Genomic DNA, 15,172 nt, shown 5'->3' with positions numbered 1-15,172 from the left:
ACCAACCGGTCAAATACCGGTTGAAAATGTTTTCGTCAGTACGAACCCGCTCCAGAACAGCACGTTGACTGCTTGAGCCGACGGGTTGTGCGTGTTCCTAGTCGATCCGCCCCGGGGCCTGCGTCACCCGTCGGAATCATCGGCCATGATCCATCCTGATTCCAGCCCGATGTGCGTCGGCGAGACCCACGCTGTCGTAGCGGCCCCAAGCGCCGCCGCGCGTGCCTACCTGGCACTGGTCGCGGGCCTGGGCGGCCTGACGACGGCCGTGATGCTGATGATGTCGGTTGCGGCCAACAGCGGCGGCGAGGCCGAACGGATCGCCGGAACCCAGGATGACGGCTACGCGGCGACGCTCGTGGCGGCCCTGGCGGTCAATCTCTCGAAGCCGCTGCGCTGAGTTCGTCCAGACACGGCGCCCACCGGTCTTTCCAGCAGACTGACTCGATCGGGATCGAACCGTCAGCCGCGTGCACGCGATGCTTGAACGAGCGATCGAGTCCGGATCTGCCGGACGGTAGACCGAATTCAGCGCGACCCTGAAACGGCGCGGGCCGCTGAGCCGGTGAACCGGGCCGCCGTCAGGTCATCGCCGGGGCTACGCGCGCTGAACTGCGTCGCGACGCGATCCGGCGCTGCCGCGACCACGGCGTCGGGTGCCGTATCGCGGACACGGGTGGCCGCGACGCGGACCGGCGCGTTACGGCTCGCCGGCGACGCCACGGCACCGGCTGACACTGCGTCGAACAGGGCACGCAACTGAATCTTGGCGTCGGCGTCTGGGGCAACCAGGGCGCGGGATTTGGCGGGCGTCGCGGCCGCGGCCCGGCTTTCGACCGGGGCCGAGAGGTTGGCCATACCGCCGTTCAGTGCGGCGAACTGGACCGGCCGCGGCGGCGGGAGCGGCATCGTGATGGCCGCCACGACGGCGGCAACATCCGAGGGCCGGCGCGGCGGCAGCGGCGCCACCACCGACAGCACCGCCTCCTCGGCTGCGGCGGCTGGCTGAGCCCCGGTCAGCAGCGACTTGGCGTCGGCAGGCTTGCCGTCAGGCGCCTTGGCCTGCTCGCGCGGCACCAGCGAGCTGCGCAGGGAATCGTCGGTAGTGGGCGCCGCGTAGGCGAGGGCGGTCCGCGTGCCGACCGGGTCCTGCGGGTCGGCGCTCGCCACGGCGACAACGGGTGCCCGGCGGGCCTTCGCCGCGACGGCGGGCGGCGGCGCCGGCACCGGGTCCGGAGCGGAGCGGCCGCCACCGAACAGACTCGCGAGGAAGCCGAACAGGCCTGGCCCGTCTTCTTCCTCGCCGCTCGCCATCTGGGTGGTGAGGCCCGCCACGGTGCCGCCTCGGGCTAGAATCTCGGCCTTCGCCTCCTCGTAGCGCGGGAAGGGCCGGTTGTCGCTCGGCAGCAGCACGGTCTTGCCGTCGGGGAAGAGGCGGGCGAGCTGATCGTGCGTCATGCGCGGCCACATGCGCACGGAGCCGACATCGAGGTGCACGAACGGGGTACCGGCATGCGGGTACCAGCCGACGCCACCGCGCTGCATCTGGAGGCCGACCTCGCGGATGCGATCGATCGAGACGTCCGGAAGGAAGAAGTCCATGGCCTTGCCGAGCATGTGCTGGCTGTACTCGGCCACCATCTTGGAGCGGCGGCGCAACATCGCGTTGGTGCCGGGCGAACGGTAGGCGGAGACGACGTGGATCGGCTGGCTGGCGCCGACCTGCCGGTAGGCCTCCCAGACCGTGTCGAACAGGCGCGGATCCATCTTGGTGGGCTCGTTGACGCGCCAGTCGCGCAGGAGCCAGTTCAGCTGCTCGAGGGCGGCGCGGTCGTAGCGGCCGTCGCGCTTGAACGTGATGGTCGCGCTCTCCTGCGTGTGCGTGTGATAGATCGTGAGCGTGCGCGTGTCGCCGTTCGCCACCGCGTCCTCGGTCTCGGCGGTGCCGGCGACCAGGCCCAGCGCGACGCCCGTCAGGGCCAGGGCGAAGGTGCGGAGAGGGCGCAGGAGACTCGGCACGATAGTCCTGATCCTCTGCCGGCGCTTGTGCCCGGCGGGTGTCAGGCCGGGTTCCCGGCTGAAACGGCTAAGGCTCGACCGTGGCGAAATCGTGCCCGGCTGTGCGGCCGCGCACGCGAAAGTTGCGGACTGCCGAAGACCTTCGGCTACCACCAGCTCCGCGGGGCCGGCTGCTGCGGGGCCGGCGTCCAGAGTCCGGGCTCGCCGAATTCCGGAGCGCTGTCGGCCCGCGCGGCGCGGCGCGACGCACGGCGGGGCACGGTCACCTCTTCGTAGCGATTGTCCGGCCACTCGTCGGCGACGTGACGGTGCGTCACCCGGCGCTGAACGGTGCGCGCCTGTGCAGGCGTCGGCGTACGCTCGGCCTTGCGCCGCGGCGCCTCGTCCGGCAGCCGGGCCATCGCCGGATTCCCGCCGCCGGGCAGCCCGAGGGCTGCACGCATCGGCGCGTCGTATCCGTAGAGGTCGGGCAGCGTGCGGTAGGTGCCGCCATCGTCGACATAGGCGGTGAAGTAGGCGAGGTGCACCGGCAGCTTCTCCGGCAGCCGGAGCGTGCGCTCGCCCTTGCCGATCAGCTTCTTCAGCCGCTCCTCGGACCAGTCCGGCAGGACCACGTCCGCGAGGCGGAACGGATCGTCCACGCGCACGCAACCGTGGCTGAAGTCGCGCTTGGACGCCGAGAACAGCGAGCGGTTCGGCGTATCATGCAGATAGACCGCATGCTGATTCGGGAACATGAACTTGATGAAGCCGAGCGCGTTGCGCTCGCCCGGCGGCTGGCGCAGCGAGATGTGGCCGCCATGGCGGACGACTTCGTAGCCGCCCCAGGTCTTGCCGCCGTAGCCGGCGAGCTTCGGCGCCATCGTCTTCAGGATGGACGGCGGCACGTACCAGGACGGGTTGACGACGGCGTATTCCATCAGTCCCGAGAACAGGGGCGTGCGCGATTCCGGCTTGCCGACGATGACGCGCGCCTCGTCGCGCAGAGTGCCGCCGCGATAGGCGCGCAGGCGGTATTCGGGAATGTTGACCAGGATGTAGTCGGACCCAAGATCGCCCGGCAGCCAGCGCCAGCGTTCCATGTTGACGATCAGCTCGGCCTCGCTGCCCGTCGGGCGCGCCGACCGGCCGGAATCGGCCAGAGCCAGCACGGTTTGGACGTTCAGGACGCCGTTTCCGGGCAGCCCGCGGCCGCGCTGGAACTTGGCGACCGCGTCGGCGACGACGGAATCGTAATCCTCCGGTTCGCCGGGGCCGCGGTCGAACGTGCCGGCGGGCCGGGTCTCAAGCCCGAAATGCGCGCGCAGAAGCGGAACGCGCTGATCGTGCATCCCGACGCGCAGGGCCGGGCCGGACGGCAGCCGCAGCGGCTTCACCGCCGCGGGCGCCGGCCCGCGCAGAGAAGCGAGCCGCGTCTTCAGGGCCAGAAAGCCCGGGGTGGCAGGGTTGTAGCTTTGAAGCGTATCGCCGGTCTTCGCGCCGGCATCGGCCAGCTTCGCCAGCACCGCGTTCCCGTCGGGCAGATCGAGCTTCGGAGTGATCAGCCGCGAGATCGACGCGAGATTGATCCGGCCGCCACGCGCGTCCCGGGCGTAGAGGACGGCCGCAGCGGACAGGCGCAGCTCGGCATCCGCCACGGCCTTCTCGTCCGGCTTCTCGGCGAGATTGGGGACCGTGTAGGCATGCGCGTCGAGCCCGTCCTCGCCGGCGGCCGCAAGCCGTGCCGCGACCGCCTTCGCGGCCTCGGTCCAGGCACCGTCGGCGATCCAGAGCGGCTTGTAGGCGCGGGCCTCGTAGAACGACCGGATTGCGTCGCGATCCTTGCCCGTGAGGCGCAGGAGCAGCGGCGCGTTGTCTCCGAAGCGGGCCAGGATTGCGGCACCGAGGGGATCAGCGGGCGCGACCGGCGCCGCGACCGTCGGGGCCGGCGCGGGCTCGGCGGCGGGCGCGTCCGGCTTGTAATCGGGAATCGCCGTCGTGACAGGATCCGACGGCGCGGATTGCGCGGGCGACGACGACGGTGGCGTATCAGCGAGCGCCTTGTCGAGCGCGGCCGTTTCGGCACCGAAGGCGCCGGCCGAAGCCAGCGTGCCGGTCAAGAGGGCGGCCAGCGCCATGAGGCTGGAGCGCGGGACGCGCATCGTGATCTCCCAGGGTGCGGCGGCAGAGCCGCACGCTCAGATTGTGATTATCCGCGCAAGCGTGGCATTGGGCAACCGCAGTCTTCGTGAATAGAATTTTGGTCCTGCGGCTTCCGTCGCGACTTCTAGTCTGCTCAGCTTTTGATCTGACTTATTATCGACCGAAAGCGGTCAGCAGCGTCCAGCTCTCGGAGCGGCAGGACCGCCCAGTACGGGTGGTGCGCTAGCGCACGTACCGCCCGCTCAAGCGGCGTCCTCGGTCTTCTCCCCGTCCTCGAGGCCGAGGTCCTTCAGCTTGCGATAGAGCGTCGACCGGCCAATGCCGAGGCGGCGCGACACCTCCGACATCCGCTGACGGTAAAATTGCAGGGCGTAACGAATGATCTCCGCCTCGAGCACGTCCATCGGCTTCATCTCGCCGGTCTCCTCGGCGACGAGGGACATGGCGTGCGGATCGCGAACCTCGACGCGCACGATCTCGCGGACTGGCTCAGGAACGTATGCCGGCATCTGCGCCTGGGTGGGTGCCGCCGGGATGCGCACGTCGAAGCCCTCGACCTGCGCTGCGATCTGCGGAAACTCGGCGACCGTCAACTCGTCCCCGTCGGCGAGGACGACGGCGCGGAACAGGGCGTTCTCCAGCTGGCGGACGTTGCCGGGCCAGGGATAGCGGGTGAGCAGTGCCATGGCCTCCGGGCTGATCGCCCGGACCCGCTTCCCCTCCTCGGCGGCGAAGCGCGCGCAGAACGAGCGGACGAGGTCGGGGATGTCCTCGCGGCGCGCCCGCAGCGGCGGCAGGGTCATCGGGAAGACGTTGAGGCGATAATACAGGTCCTCGCGGAACTTCCCCTGCTTCACGAGGTCAAGCAGCGAACGGTTGGTGGCCGAGACGAGGCGGATGTCGACCCGCACCGAGCGCTTACCTCCGACCGGGTCGACCTCGCCCTCCTGCAGGGCGCGCAGCAGCTTCACCTGGGCATCGAGGGGAAGCTCGCCGATCTCGTCGAGGAAGAGGGTGCCGCCCGAGGCCTCGACGAACTTGCCGGCATGCTTCTCGGTGGCGCCCGTGAACGCACCCTTCTCGTGGCCGAAGAGGGTCGATTCCACGAGGTTCTCGGGGATGGCCCCACAGTTCACGATCACGAACGGCTTGCCGCGCCGGTCGCCGGACCCCTGGATCGCCCGGGCGAGCACTTCCTTGCCGACACCGGACTCACCCTCGATGAGCACCGGGATGTTGGATTTGGCGGCCCGCTCGGCGAGGCGGATGACCCGCTCCATGTCGGGGCTCTTGGAGGTCAGGTCCTTGAAGGTCAGCGCGCCGGAGGCGCGGCGGCGCATGCGGCGCACCTCCTCCTCCAGGGTGTCGACCCGCAGGGCGTTCTTGATCGAGACCTGCAGCCGCTCGGCGCCGGCCGGCTTGACGACGAAGTCGACGGCGCCGGCCCGCATGGCGGTGACCACCGTATCGATCGAGCCGTTGGACGTCTGAACGATGACCGGCGTGGCGAGTCCGTTCTTGCGCATCTCCGCCAGCACGCCGAGGCCGTCGAGCTCCGGCATGACTAGGTCGAGGAGCACCACGTCCGCGCCCTCGGATTTCAGCAGCGTGAGGGCTTCCGCGCCCGTCTCGGCGACCCGCGCCTCGAAGCCGAACCGGCGCACCGCCGCCTCGGCGAGACGCCGCTGGACCGGATCGTCGTCCACGATGAGCACGGTTGTGGACATGGCGGCTCCTGAACGGCGCGCGGATCGAAAGACGCGGCCCAGGACTTGTCCCGGCCGCAGGCTCCGATTCGGCGACTGTTTCGTTTCGAGCCGTAAGGTGACGGAGAGACGTAAAGTGGCGCTTAACGACGTTTCCATCGGATCGTCAGGCGCCGTACCGGGCCACGCAAACCGGCCGCGTTGAACGCGTGGCGGCACACTCGATATCAAGGTACGGGGCCGAGCCCCTTTTCAGAGGAACGCGCGACATGATGCCGAGCCACACCGCATTGCCGGTGAACGTCCGACTGCCGGAAGGCGTGAGCGCCGCGCGCGCCGCCGCGAAGGCTGCCGACCTCGGCCATCTCCCAGAATGGGATCTTTCGGATCTCTATGCCGGCCTCGACGATCCGGAATTCGCCGCCGACATGAGCCGTGCCGAGGAGGAGTGCCGGCGCTTCTCCGAAACCTATGCCGGACGCATCGCGGAGATCGCCTCCGGCGCCGACGCGTCCGCGCGCCTCGCCGAGGCGGTCCGCGCCTACGAGGGGATCGAGGATCTTCTCGGCAAGCTAATGTCCTTCGCCGGGCTGGTCTATTCCAGCGACACCACCGACGAGGCGCGGGCGAAGTTCTACGGCGACACGCGCGAGCGGCTGACGAACGCCTCGTCCGATCTGCTGTTCTTCGCCTTGGAGCTGAACCGGGTCGACGATGCGGCGGTGAATGCCGCGATGGCCGACGGTCCGCTCGCCCGCTACGCGCCCTGGATCGAGGATCTTCGCAGGGAGAAGCCGCACCAGCTCGACGACCGGACAGAGAAGCTGTTCCTTGAGAAGTCCGTCACGTCGAACGCGGCCTGGGACCGCCTGTTCAACGAGACGATCGCCTCCCTGCGCTTCACCGTGCAGGGCGAAGAGATGCCGCTGGAGCCCACGCTCAACAAGCTCCAGGATTCCGACGGTGCCGTCCGCAAGGAGGCCGCCGGCGCGGTCAGCGACGTGCTGCGCGGCCATCTGCGGGTCTTCACGCTCATCACCAACACGCTGGCCAAAGACAAGGAGATCTCCGACCGCTGGCGCGGCTTCAAGGACGTCGCCGACGCGCGTCACCTCGCCAACCGGGTCGAGCCCGAGGTGGTTGAGGCCCTGGTCGATGCCGTCCGGGCTGCCTATCCGCGCCTGTCGCACCGCTATTACAAGCTGAAGGCCAAGTGGTTCGGGCAGGAGACACTGCCCTATTGGGACCGCAACGCGCCGCTGCCGAAGGTCGAGCAGCGCACGATTCCGTGGTCCGAGGCGCGCGACACGGTGTTGTCGGCCTACGACGCGTTCTCGCCGAAGATGGCGGGCATCGCCCGGCGCTTCTTCGACGAGAGCTGGATCGACGCGCCGACCCGGCCCGGCAAGGCGCCGGGGGCCTTCGCGCACCCGACGGTGCCGTCCGTCCATCCGTACGTGCTCGTGAATTATCAGGGCAAGCCACGGGACGTGATGACGCTGGCTCACGAACTCGGCCACGGTGTCCATCAGGTGCTGGCCGGCCCGAACGGCGCCCTGATGGCGCCGACGCCCCTGACGCTGGCCGAGACCGCCAGCGTGTTCGGCGAGATGCTGACGTTCCGCAAGCTGCTCGGGGCCACCACCGACACGACCCAGCGCCGGGCGATGCTCGCCGCCAAGGTCGAGGACATGATCAACACGGTGGTGCGCCAGATCGCGTTCTACTCGTTCGAGCGGAAGGTCCATCTGGCCCGCGCCAAGGGTGAGCTGACCACCGATCAGATCAACGCGCTGTGGCTGTCGGTGCAGGCCGAGTCGCTGGGACCGGCGATCACTCTGGATGCTGGCTACGAGCCGTTCTGGGCCTACATCCCGCACTTCATCCACTCGCCGTTCTACGTCTACGCCTACGCGTTTGGCGACTGCCTCGTGAACTCGCTCTACGGTGTCTACGCGCAGGCGGAGGAGGGCTTCGTCGAGCGTTACTTCGCGCTGCTCTCGGCGGGCGGCTCGAAGCCGTACGGCGAGCTGCTGGCGCCCTTCGGCCTGGACGCGAAGGATCCGGGGTTCTGGCAGATCGGCCTCGGGATGATCGAGGGGATGATCGCGGAGCTGGAAGGAATGGAGAGGCAGGGCTGACAACCGATGACCGGCCTCGCGCGAGGCCGGTCATCGCGGGTTCCCCCCGCGGCGCAGGGACCCACGCCCCTGGCGTCCGAGCGCCCGCGGCATATCTCCCGGTCAGCCGCAGACAAGCAGACCGAGAGATGGCCGAGACCGATCGCGAAGCCAACCGCTTCTCCGCCCGCGCCGGGCGCTACGCCAGCGTGGGCGCCAATGTCGGGGGCGTCGCCGCCCGGATGGCGATGTCCCGGCTGTTCGGCAAGGAGGGCACCACCAACGCCGCGGCCTTGGCCCAGGCGCTCGGCGGCCTGAAGGGGCCGATCATGAAAGTGGCCCAATTGTTGGCCACCGTGCCGGACCTTCTGCCGCCCGACTACGCGGCCGAATTGCAGAAGCTCCAGGCCGACGCGCCGCCCATGGGCGCTGCCTTCGTCCGCCGCCGCATGCAGTCCGAGCTCGGCGCCGGCTGGCAGACGCGGTTCGGCAGCTTCGACCTGAAGCCGGCGGCCGCGGCCTCGCTCGGCCAAGTCCATCGCGCCACCACCAAGGATGGCGAGCGACTCGCCTGCAAGCTTCAATACCCGGATATGCAATCGGCCGTGGAGGCCGACCTCAAGCAGCTGGAACTTGCATTCGCGCTGCATCGGCGCATGAATTCCTGGCTGGACACGCGCGAGATCGCCAAGGAGATCGGTGCGCGTGTCCGAGAGGAACTCGACTACGAGCGCGAGGCGAAGCATGCCGCCCTCTACGGCGCGGTCCTCAAGGACATCGCGGCGGTGCGCGTGCCGAAGGTCTATCCGGACCTGTCAACCAGGCGCCTCCTGACGCTCGGCTGGCTCGACGGGGACAAGATCCTCGGCTTCACGGAGGAACCGGTCGAGATCCGCAACCGCATCGCGCAGGCTATGTTCAAGGCGTGGTGGCACCCGTTCAGCCGCGCCGCGGTGATCCACGGCGATCCGCATCTCGGGAACTACACGGTCTTCTCGGAAGGCGGTGAGGCCGCTGGAATCAATCTGCTGGATTACGGTTGTGTGCGTATCTTCCATCCCCGCTTCGTCGGCGGCGTCGTGGATCTCTACCGCGGCCTGCTGACCGGCGACGAGGCGCGGATCGTCCACGCCTACGAAGTCTGGGGCTTCAAGAACCTCGACCGGGAGAAGATCGAGATCCTGAACATCTGGGCGCGTTTCATCTACGGCCCCCTCCTGGAAGACCGGACCCGGACCGTCGCGGACGGCGTGAAGCCCGGCGAGTACGGCCGGCGCCAGGCCTTCGAGGTGCATCAGGCCCTGAAGGAGCGCGGCCCGGTGACCGTTCCGCAGGAATTCGTGTTCATGGATCGCGCAGCGGTCGGCCTCGGCGCGGTGTTTCTTCACCTACGGTCGGAGCTTAACTACCACCGGTTGTTCGAGGCCGAGATCGAGCATTTCTCGCTGGACACGCTGGCCGAACGCCAGGGACAGGCGCTGGCCGAGGCCGGGCTTCCGAACCCGGCCTGATACCCGCCGTCGACCCATCGAGAGAGCGATCAACTTGCGTGCGTCCGATTGCGGCAGGTAAACGCTTGAGCTACATCCCACCGTGACCGCAAGAAGTCGCGTCTTAGGGAAACGAGCGCACGATGGCTGAGAGTGACACGGTGGCCGGGCACACCTACAGCCCGGCGATGGACGCGCGGACGCACGAGCAGACCTATCGCGGCTTCGTCCGCTTCGTCGAGATCGGCACCGGCGTCGTGATCTGCTGGGTGCTGGCGCTGGCCGTCGGCGGGATTCGCGAAGCGTGGCTTCTGGCGATCGTCGGCGTGATTGTCTCGGGCGCGGCGGGCGCGGTTGGTGCCCTGGCCCCGGCCGTCGGCTGGCGCGGACCGCTGGTCGTCGCCATCCTGCTGCTGCTCTACCTCTTCTTCGCCTGAGGCTGCTGGAACGGTCCTCGGAACGTCCGCCCTCCACCATTCGGCCCGCTCATGTGATCTCTGAGCGGGCGGCCGACGCGTGGTCGTTGATTCGATTGACCGCAAGTTACATTCGGCCAAGTTCCACCATTGCGCCGCAGGTCCGCATCTCGAAAAGCCGCGAGGGTTCGCGCATTCGAAGGGCCGAGCTTATCCAGGGGAATCCTCGCATGCGCATTGCTGTGCTGTCCGAGACGGACTCCGCGGAACCGCGCGTGGCCGCGGTCCCCGAGACCGTCAAGAAGTTCAAGTCTCTCGGTGCCGATGTCGTGGTGCAGTCGGGTGCGGGCCGAAAGGCCGGCATTCTGGACGGCGAGTACGAGGCGGCCGGCGCCGAGGTCGCGGGAAGCGCGGCCGACGCGGCGCGCGACGCCGACCTCGTCCTGAAGGTGCGGCGCCCGAGCGGCGAGGAGCTGCCTCAGCTCAAGCGCGGCGCCACCGTGATCGCGATCATGGATCCCTACGGCAACGAGGCTGCCCTGAAGGCGATGGCCGATGCCGGCGTCGCAGGCTTCGCCATGGAGCTGATGCCGCGCATCACCCGCGCGCAGGTCATGGACGTTCTCTCCTCGCAGGCGAACCTCGCGGGCTACCGCGCGGTGGTCGACGGCGCCGCCGAGTACGGCCGGGCCATGCCGATGATGATGACCGCCGCCGGCACCGTGCCGGCCGCCCGCGTCTTCGTCATGGGTGTCGGCGTCGCCGGCCTGCAGGCCATCGCCACGGCGCGACGCCTCGGAGCGGTCGTGACCGCCACCGACGTGCGCCCCGCCACCAAGGAGCAGGTCGAATCGCTCGGCGCCAAGTTCGTCGCGGTCGAGGACGACGAGTTCAAACAGGCTGAGACCGCAGGCGGCTACGCCAAGGAGATGTCGGCCGAGTACCAGAAGAAGCAGGCGGAGCTGGTCAAGGGCCACATCGCCAAGCAGGACATCGTGATCACCACCGCGTTGATCCCGGGCCGTGCCGCGCCGAAGCTGGTCTCCGAGGAGATGGTCGCGTCCATGAAGCCGGGCTCGGTCCTGGTGGATCTCGCGGTCGAGCGCGGCGGCAACGTCGCCGGAGCCAAGGCCGGCGAGGTCGTGACCACGGATCGCGGCGTGAAGATCGTCGGCCACGTCAACGTCCCCGGCCGTCTCGCCGCGACGGCGTCGAGCCTCTACGCGCGCAACCTCTACGCGTTCGCCGAGACCCTGATCGACAAGGAGTCGAAGGCGCTCGCCATCAACTGGGACGACGAACTGGTGAAGGCCACGAACCTCACCCGCGACGGCTCCGTCGTTCACGCATCCTTCCAGCCCAAGACCGATGGGCCGGCCTCGGAGGCCGCGTCCGTGGGGCTCGCCAAGTCGGAGGCCAACAAGGCCTCCGGCGCGCAGTGAAGACCGGTCGAGAGGAGTAGCAGAATGGCAACCGTCATCGTCCCTCCCGATCAGGCAGCCGATCAGGCCCGTGTGCTGGCTGATGCCGCACGGGCCGCTGCCGCGGTCGCCCGCAACGCCGCCGATCAGGCCCAGGTCATCGCCGACGGCATGGGCCACGGACTCAGCGCCGCGACGGGCGGCGCCGTCGATCCCACGGTCTTTCGGCTGGCGATCTTCGTGCTGGCGATCTTCGTCGGCTATTACGTGGTCTGGTCAGTGACCCCGGCGCTCCACACGCCGCTGATGTCGGTGACCAACGCGATCTCCTCGGTGATCATCGTCGGCGCGATCCTCGCGGTCGGCGTCCCGCTCATCGAGAAGGGCACCGGGCTTGCCCGGTTCTTCGGCTTCATCGGCATCGTGCTCGCCAGCGTGAACATCTTCGGGGGCTTCCTCGTCACGCAGCGCATGCTCGGCATGTACAAGAAGAAGGGCTGAGCCGGTGTCTGAGAACGTCTCCTCCCTTCTCTATATCGTCGCCGGCGTCCTGTTCATCATGGCGCTGCGGGGGCTCTCGCACCCCACTACCTCCCGGCAGGGTAACCTGTACGGCATGGTCGGCATGGGGCTGGCCATCCTGACCACGCTGGTCGGCCACCCGCCGGCCGGGATCGGTGCCTGGATCCTGGTGCTCCTCGGCCTCGGCATCGGCGGCGGCGCCGGCGCGGTGATCGCCAAGCGCGTGCCGATGACCGCCATGCCGCAGCTCGTTGCGGCCTTCCACTCGCTCGTCGGCCTCGCGGCGGTGTTCGTGGCAGCCGGTGCGCTCTACGCTCCGCAGGCCTTCGGCATCATCGAGAACGGCCACTTCCACAAGCAGTCGCTGTTCGAGATGGGGCTCGGCGTCGCCATCGGCGCGATCACGTTCACCGGTTCGGTAATCGCGTTCGCCAAGCTCGACGGGCGCATGTCCGGCAAGCCGATCATGCTGCCCCAGCGCCACCTCATCAACGCGCTGCTGGCCGCCGGTCTCGTCCTGCTGCTTGCGCTGTTCATCGGCACCGAGTCGAAGGCAATCTTCTGGCTGATCGTCATCGCCTCGCTGGTGCTCGGCGGCCTGATCATCATCCCGATCGGCGGCGCCGACATGCCGGTGGTCGTGTCGATGCTCAACTCCTACTCGGGCTGGGCCGCGGCCGGCATCGGCTTCACCCTCGGCAACCTCGCGCTGATCATCACCGGCTCGCTGGTCGGCTCGTCGGGCGCGATCCTGTCCTACATCATGTGCCACGCGATGAACCGGTCGTTCATCTCGGTCATCCTGGGCGGGTTCGGCGGCGATACCGCCGTGGCTGGATTGGGTCAGGTCGAGACGCGCCCGGTCAAGCAGGGCTCGGCCGACGATGCGGCCTACATCATGAAGAACGCCGAGCGCGTCATCATCGTCCCGGGCTACGGCATGGCCGTCGCCCAGGCGCAGCACTCGCTCCGCGAGATGGCCGACATGCTGAAGAAGGAGGGCGTCGACGTGAAGTACGCCATCCACCCGGTGGCGGGCCGCATGCCGGGTCACATGAACGTGCTGCTCGCCGAGGCGAACGTACCCTACGACGAGGTGTTCGAGCTCGAGGACATTAACGGTGAGTTCCCGCAGGCGGACGTCGCCTTCGTGATCGGCGCCAACGACGTCACCAACCCGGCCGCCAAGACCGACAAGGCGTCGCCGATCTACGGCATGCCGATCCTGGACGTGGAGAAGGCCAAGACCGTGCTGTTCATCAAGCGCGGCATGGGCTCGGGCTACGCGGGTGTCGAGAACGAGGTGTTCTTCCGCGACAACACCATGATGCTGTTCGGCGACGCCAAGAAGGTCGTCGACAGCATCCTGAAATCCTTCTGATCATTCAACCCTCGGGTTTGCGGCAGGGGCGGGCAGAGATGCCCGCCCTTTGTCGTTTCGGCCCTCGCTTGGTTTGGCTGCGCTGTTGCGGCGACGCCCGCGCATCCGCGACCAACGCGGTGTAGGATGACGCCCGTGTCCTGCGCCCCGCTCCTCGCCGAACAGCCCGCCTTCCTGGGTGTGGCCGCCTCCGTGACCGGACGGCGGTGGCAGGAGCGCTGCGGCGGCGCGGCCACCCAGAACCACATCGCCAAGATGGTGCAGGCCCACGGGCTGCCCGAGCTGCTGGCCCGCGTCCTCGCCAGCCGCGGCGTGATGCCGGAGGAATCCGCCCGTCACCTCGCCCCGCGCCTCCGGGACCTGATGCCGGATCCCGACACGCTGCTCGACATGGATGCCGCGGTGCGTCGGCTCGTCCGCGCCGTGCGGCGGAACGAGACGGTGGCGATCTTTGGCGACTACGACGTCGACGGGGCTGCCAGTGCCGCCCTGCTGGCGGGTTACCTGCGCGGCCTCGGCCTGAAAGCACCCATCCACATCCCGGACCGGATCACCGAGGGTTACGGGCCTAACGTGACGGCGATCACCGCTTTGGCAGCTGAGGGCGCGACCCTGCTCGTCTGCGTCGATTGCGGAACGAGCGGACACGGACCGCTGGAGGAAGCCGAGAAGTCGGGGCTCGACGTCATCGTCCTCGATCACCACGCCGCCTCGGAGGTCCTGCCGCCGGCGCGTGCGGTCGTGAATCCGAATCGGCTCGACGACCTCTCCGGCCTCGGCCACCTGTGCGCCGCCGGAATCGTCTTCCTGACGCTCGTCGCCCTCAATCGCGCCCTGCGGCAAGAGGGGTTTTTCGGGCCGAGCCGGCCCGAGCCCGCCCTTACCGATGCCCTTGACCTCGTGGCGCTGGCCACCGTCGCCGACGTGGTGCCGCTCACCGGCCTCAACCGCGCTTTCGTCACACAAGGTTTGACGGTGATGCGTCATCGCAGCCGGACGGGGCTGGCCGCGCTCCTCGACGCGGCCTCGTTGATCGAACCGCCGGAATCCTGGCATCTCGGTTTCGTATTGGGGCCTCGGATCAATGCCGGCGGGCGCATCGGCGATTCGGGCCTCGGCGCCCGGCTTCTGACCACGGCCGACCCGGGCGAGGCCGCTCGGATCGCCGCCGAACTCGATCGGCTGAACCGCGAGCGGCAAGCCATCGAGGCGCAGGCCGTCATGGAGGCCGAGGCCGAAATGGAGCGCGCGCTCAGCCTCGATCCGGCACGCGCCGTTCTGGTCACGGCGAGCGCCGAGTGGCACCCGGGCGTCGTCGGGCTGATCGCGTCGCGGCTGAAGGAGCGCTTCAATCGTCCGGCCTTCGCGTTCGCCATGCGCCCGGATGGCAGTGCCACGGGCTCGGGCCGGTCGATCCCCGGGGCGGATCTCGGCCTCGCGGTTCGGGCCTGCGTGGAGGCGGGGCTCGCCAGCAAGGGCGGCGGCCATGCCATGGCGGCCGGCGTCACGGTGCGCGCCGACGACATTCCGCGGTTCGAGACGCATCTGACCGCGCTGCTCGGGGCGAGCGTCGCCGTCGCGCGCGCGGCCGATGCCCTCCTGATCGATGGCGGCCTCAGCGCCGGCGGTGCGACTGCCGAGACTGTCCGGTTGATTCAGCGCGCAGGCCCGTTCGGCCAAGGTGCGCCGGAGCCCATCTTCGCGCTCGGACGGCATCGGCTGGTCGATGCCGGGGTCGTGGGATCAAGCCACGTCCGGGCACGCCTGCGCAGCCGCGATGGTCAGGCCGTCGGGGCGATTTGCTTCCGGGCCGCCGAGCGACCGCTCGGCCTCGCGCTGCTGAACGGGATCGGCCGCGAGATGCACGTCGCGGGAACCCTGTCGTGCGATCGCTGGCGCGGCGCCGAGCGGGCGCAGCTCCGGATCGTCGACCTTGCGCCGGCTGATCCGTAGCG

General features: G+C 68.9%; 11 protein-coding genes. 8 read left to right on the top strand and 3 right to left on the bottom strand.

Annotation, left to right across the window (positions count from 1 at the left end; all coding sequences use genetic code 11):
* Window positions 1-145: 145 nt before the first annotated feature.
* Window positions 146-400 carry a hypothetical protein gene (locus ABIE45_RS26455; protein ID WP_192707673.1) on the top strand — a complete coding sequence of 85 codons (255 nt, stop codon included), beginning with the start codon at window positions 146-148 and terminating at the stop codon, window positions 398-400.
* A 128-nt stretch (window positions 401-528) separates the two neighbouring features.
* On the opposite strand, the gene ABIE45_RS26450 is transcribed toward ABIE45_RS26455, so the two are convergent.
* From ABIE45_RS26450 to ABIE45_RS26440, 3 genes are all read right to left on the bottom strand, one after another.
* Complete coding sequence (locus ABIE45_RS26450) at window positions 529-2,019, bottom strand: DUF882 domain-containing protein (protein WP_192707674.1); 1,491 nt, start codon at window positions 2,017-2,019, stop codon at window positions 529-531.
* 146 nt (window positions 2,020-2,165) lie between these two features.
* Entirely contained in the window at window positions 2,166-4,160 is a 1,995-nt protein-coding gene (locus ABIE45_RS26445) for a L,D-transpeptidase family protein (protein ID WP_192707675.1), read from the bottom strand.
* Between the two features lie 243 nt (window positions 4,161-4,403).
* On the bottom strand, window positions 4,404-5,888 hold the full coding sequence (locus ABIE45_RS26440) for a sigma-54 dependent transcriptional regulator (RefSeq protein WP_192707676.1): 1,485 nt from the start codon (window positions 5,886-5,888) through the stop codon (window positions 4,404-4,406).
* 248 nt (window positions 5,889-6,136) lie between these two features.
* Here ABIE45_RS26440 and ABIE45_RS26435 point away from each other — a divergent pair, with 248 nt between their 5' ends.
* From ABIE45_RS26435 to recJ, 7 genes are all read left to right on the top strand, one after another.
* Window positions 6,137-8,008 (top strand): M3 family oligoendopeptidase, encoded by a 1,872-nt coding sequence (locus tag ABIE45_RS26435; protein ID WP_192707677.1) that lies wholly within the window; start codon window positions 6,137-6,139, stop codon window positions 8,006-8,008.
* A gap of 128 nt (window positions 8,009-8,136) precedes the next feature.
* Window positions 8,137-9,498: an AarF/ABC1/UbiB kinase family protein gene (locus ABIE45_RS26430; RefSeq protein ID WP_192707678.1), complete on the top strand. Its 1,362-nt coding sequence runs from the start codon at window positions 8,137-8,139 to the stop codon at window positions 9,496-9,498.
* Window positions 9,499-9,620: 122 nt separating this feature from the next.
* A complete protein-coding gene (locus tag ABIE45_RS26425) occupies window positions 9,621-9,914 on the top strand; it encodes an aa3-type cytochrome c oxidase subunit IV (protein ID WP_192707679.1) in 294 nt (97 codons plus the stop codon).
* A 209-nt stretch (window positions 9,915-10,123) separates the two neighbouring features.
* The gene (locus ABIE45_RS26420) at window positions 10,124-11,335 is read left to right on the top strand and encodes a Re/Si-specific NAD(P)(+) transhydrogenase subunit alpha (RefSeq protein WP_192707680.1); all 1,212 of its coding nucleotides are present in this window, start codon (window positions 10,124-10,126) and stop codon (window positions 11,333-11,335) included.
* 24 nt (window positions 11,336-11,359) lie between these two features.
* Window positions 11,360-11,815 carry a proton-translocating transhydrogenase family protein gene (locus ABIE45_RS26415; RefSeq protein ID WP_192707681.1) on the top strand — a complete coding sequence of 152 codons (456 nt, stop codon included), beginning with the start codon at window positions 11,360-11,362 and terminating at the stop codon, window positions 11,813-11,815.
* A 4-nt stretch (window positions 11,816-11,819) separates the two neighbouring features.
* Window positions 11,820-13,217, top strand: coding sequence for an NAD(P)(+) transhydrogenase (Re/Si-specific) subunit beta (locus ABIE45_RS26410; protein ID WP_192707682.1), 1,398 nt, complete (start codon window positions 11,820-11,822; stop codon window positions 13,215-13,217).
* 126 nt (window positions 13,218-13,343) lie between these two features.
* Window positions 13,344-15,170, top strand: a complete 1,827-nt coding sequence (gene recJ / locus ABIE45_RS26405; RefSeq protein ID WP_192707683.1) for a single-stranded-DNA-specific exonuclease RecJ — start codon at window positions 13,344-13,346, stop codon at window positions 15,168-15,170.
* Window positions 15,171-15,172 lie beyond the last annotated feature (2 nt).

It is taken from the genome of Methylobacterium sp. OAE515, assembly GCF_041806315.1.
In the GTDB taxonomy this organism is placed as follows: Bacteria; Pseudomonadota; Alphaproteobacteria; order Rhizobiales; family Beijerinckiaceae; genus Methylobacterium; species Methylobacterium tardum.
The sequence above is the reverse complement of the archived record's forward strand: the minus strand, read 5'-3'. Positions and strand labels throughout refer to the sequence as shown.

Bases quoted from the DNA above. Each gene is read 5' to 3' on its own strand.
- ABIE45_RS26445 (WP_192707675.1), bottom strand. From the start codon at position 4,160: ATGCGCGTCCCGCGCTCCAGCCTCATGGCGCTGGCCGCCCTCTTGACC.
- ABIE45_RS26415 (WP_192707681.1), top strand. From the start codon at position 11,360: ATGGCAACCGTCATCGTCCCTCCCGATCAGGCAGCCGATCAGGCCCGT.
- ABIE45_RS26430 (WP_192707678.1), top strand. From the start codon at position 8,137: ATGGCCGAGACCGATCGCGAAGCCAACCGCTTCTCCGCCCGCGCCGGG.
- ABIE45_RS26425 (WP_192707679.1), top strand. From the start codon at position 9,621: ATGGCTGAGAGTGACACGGTGGCCGGGCACACCTACAGCCCGGCGATG.
- ABIE45_RS26435 (WP_192707677.1), top strand. From the start codon at position 6,137: ATGATGCCGAGCCACACCGCATTGCCGGTGAACGTCCGACTGCCGGAA.
- ABIE45_RS26440 (WP_192707676.1), bottom strand. From the start codon at position 5,888: ATGTCCACAACCGTGCTCATCGTGGACGACGATCCGGTCCAGCGGCGT.
- ABIE45_RS26420 (WP_192707680.1), top strand. From the start codon at position 10,124: ATGCGCATTGCTGTGCTGTCCGAGACGGACTCCGCGGAACCGCGCGTG.
- recJ (WP_192707683.1), top strand. From the start codon at position 13,344: ATGACGCCCGTGTCCTGCGCCCCGCTCCTCGCCGAACAGCCCGCCTTC.
- ABIE45_RS26455 (WP_192707673.1), top strand. From the start codon at position 146: ATGATCCATCCTGATTCCAGCCCGATGTGCGTCGGCGAGACCCACGCT.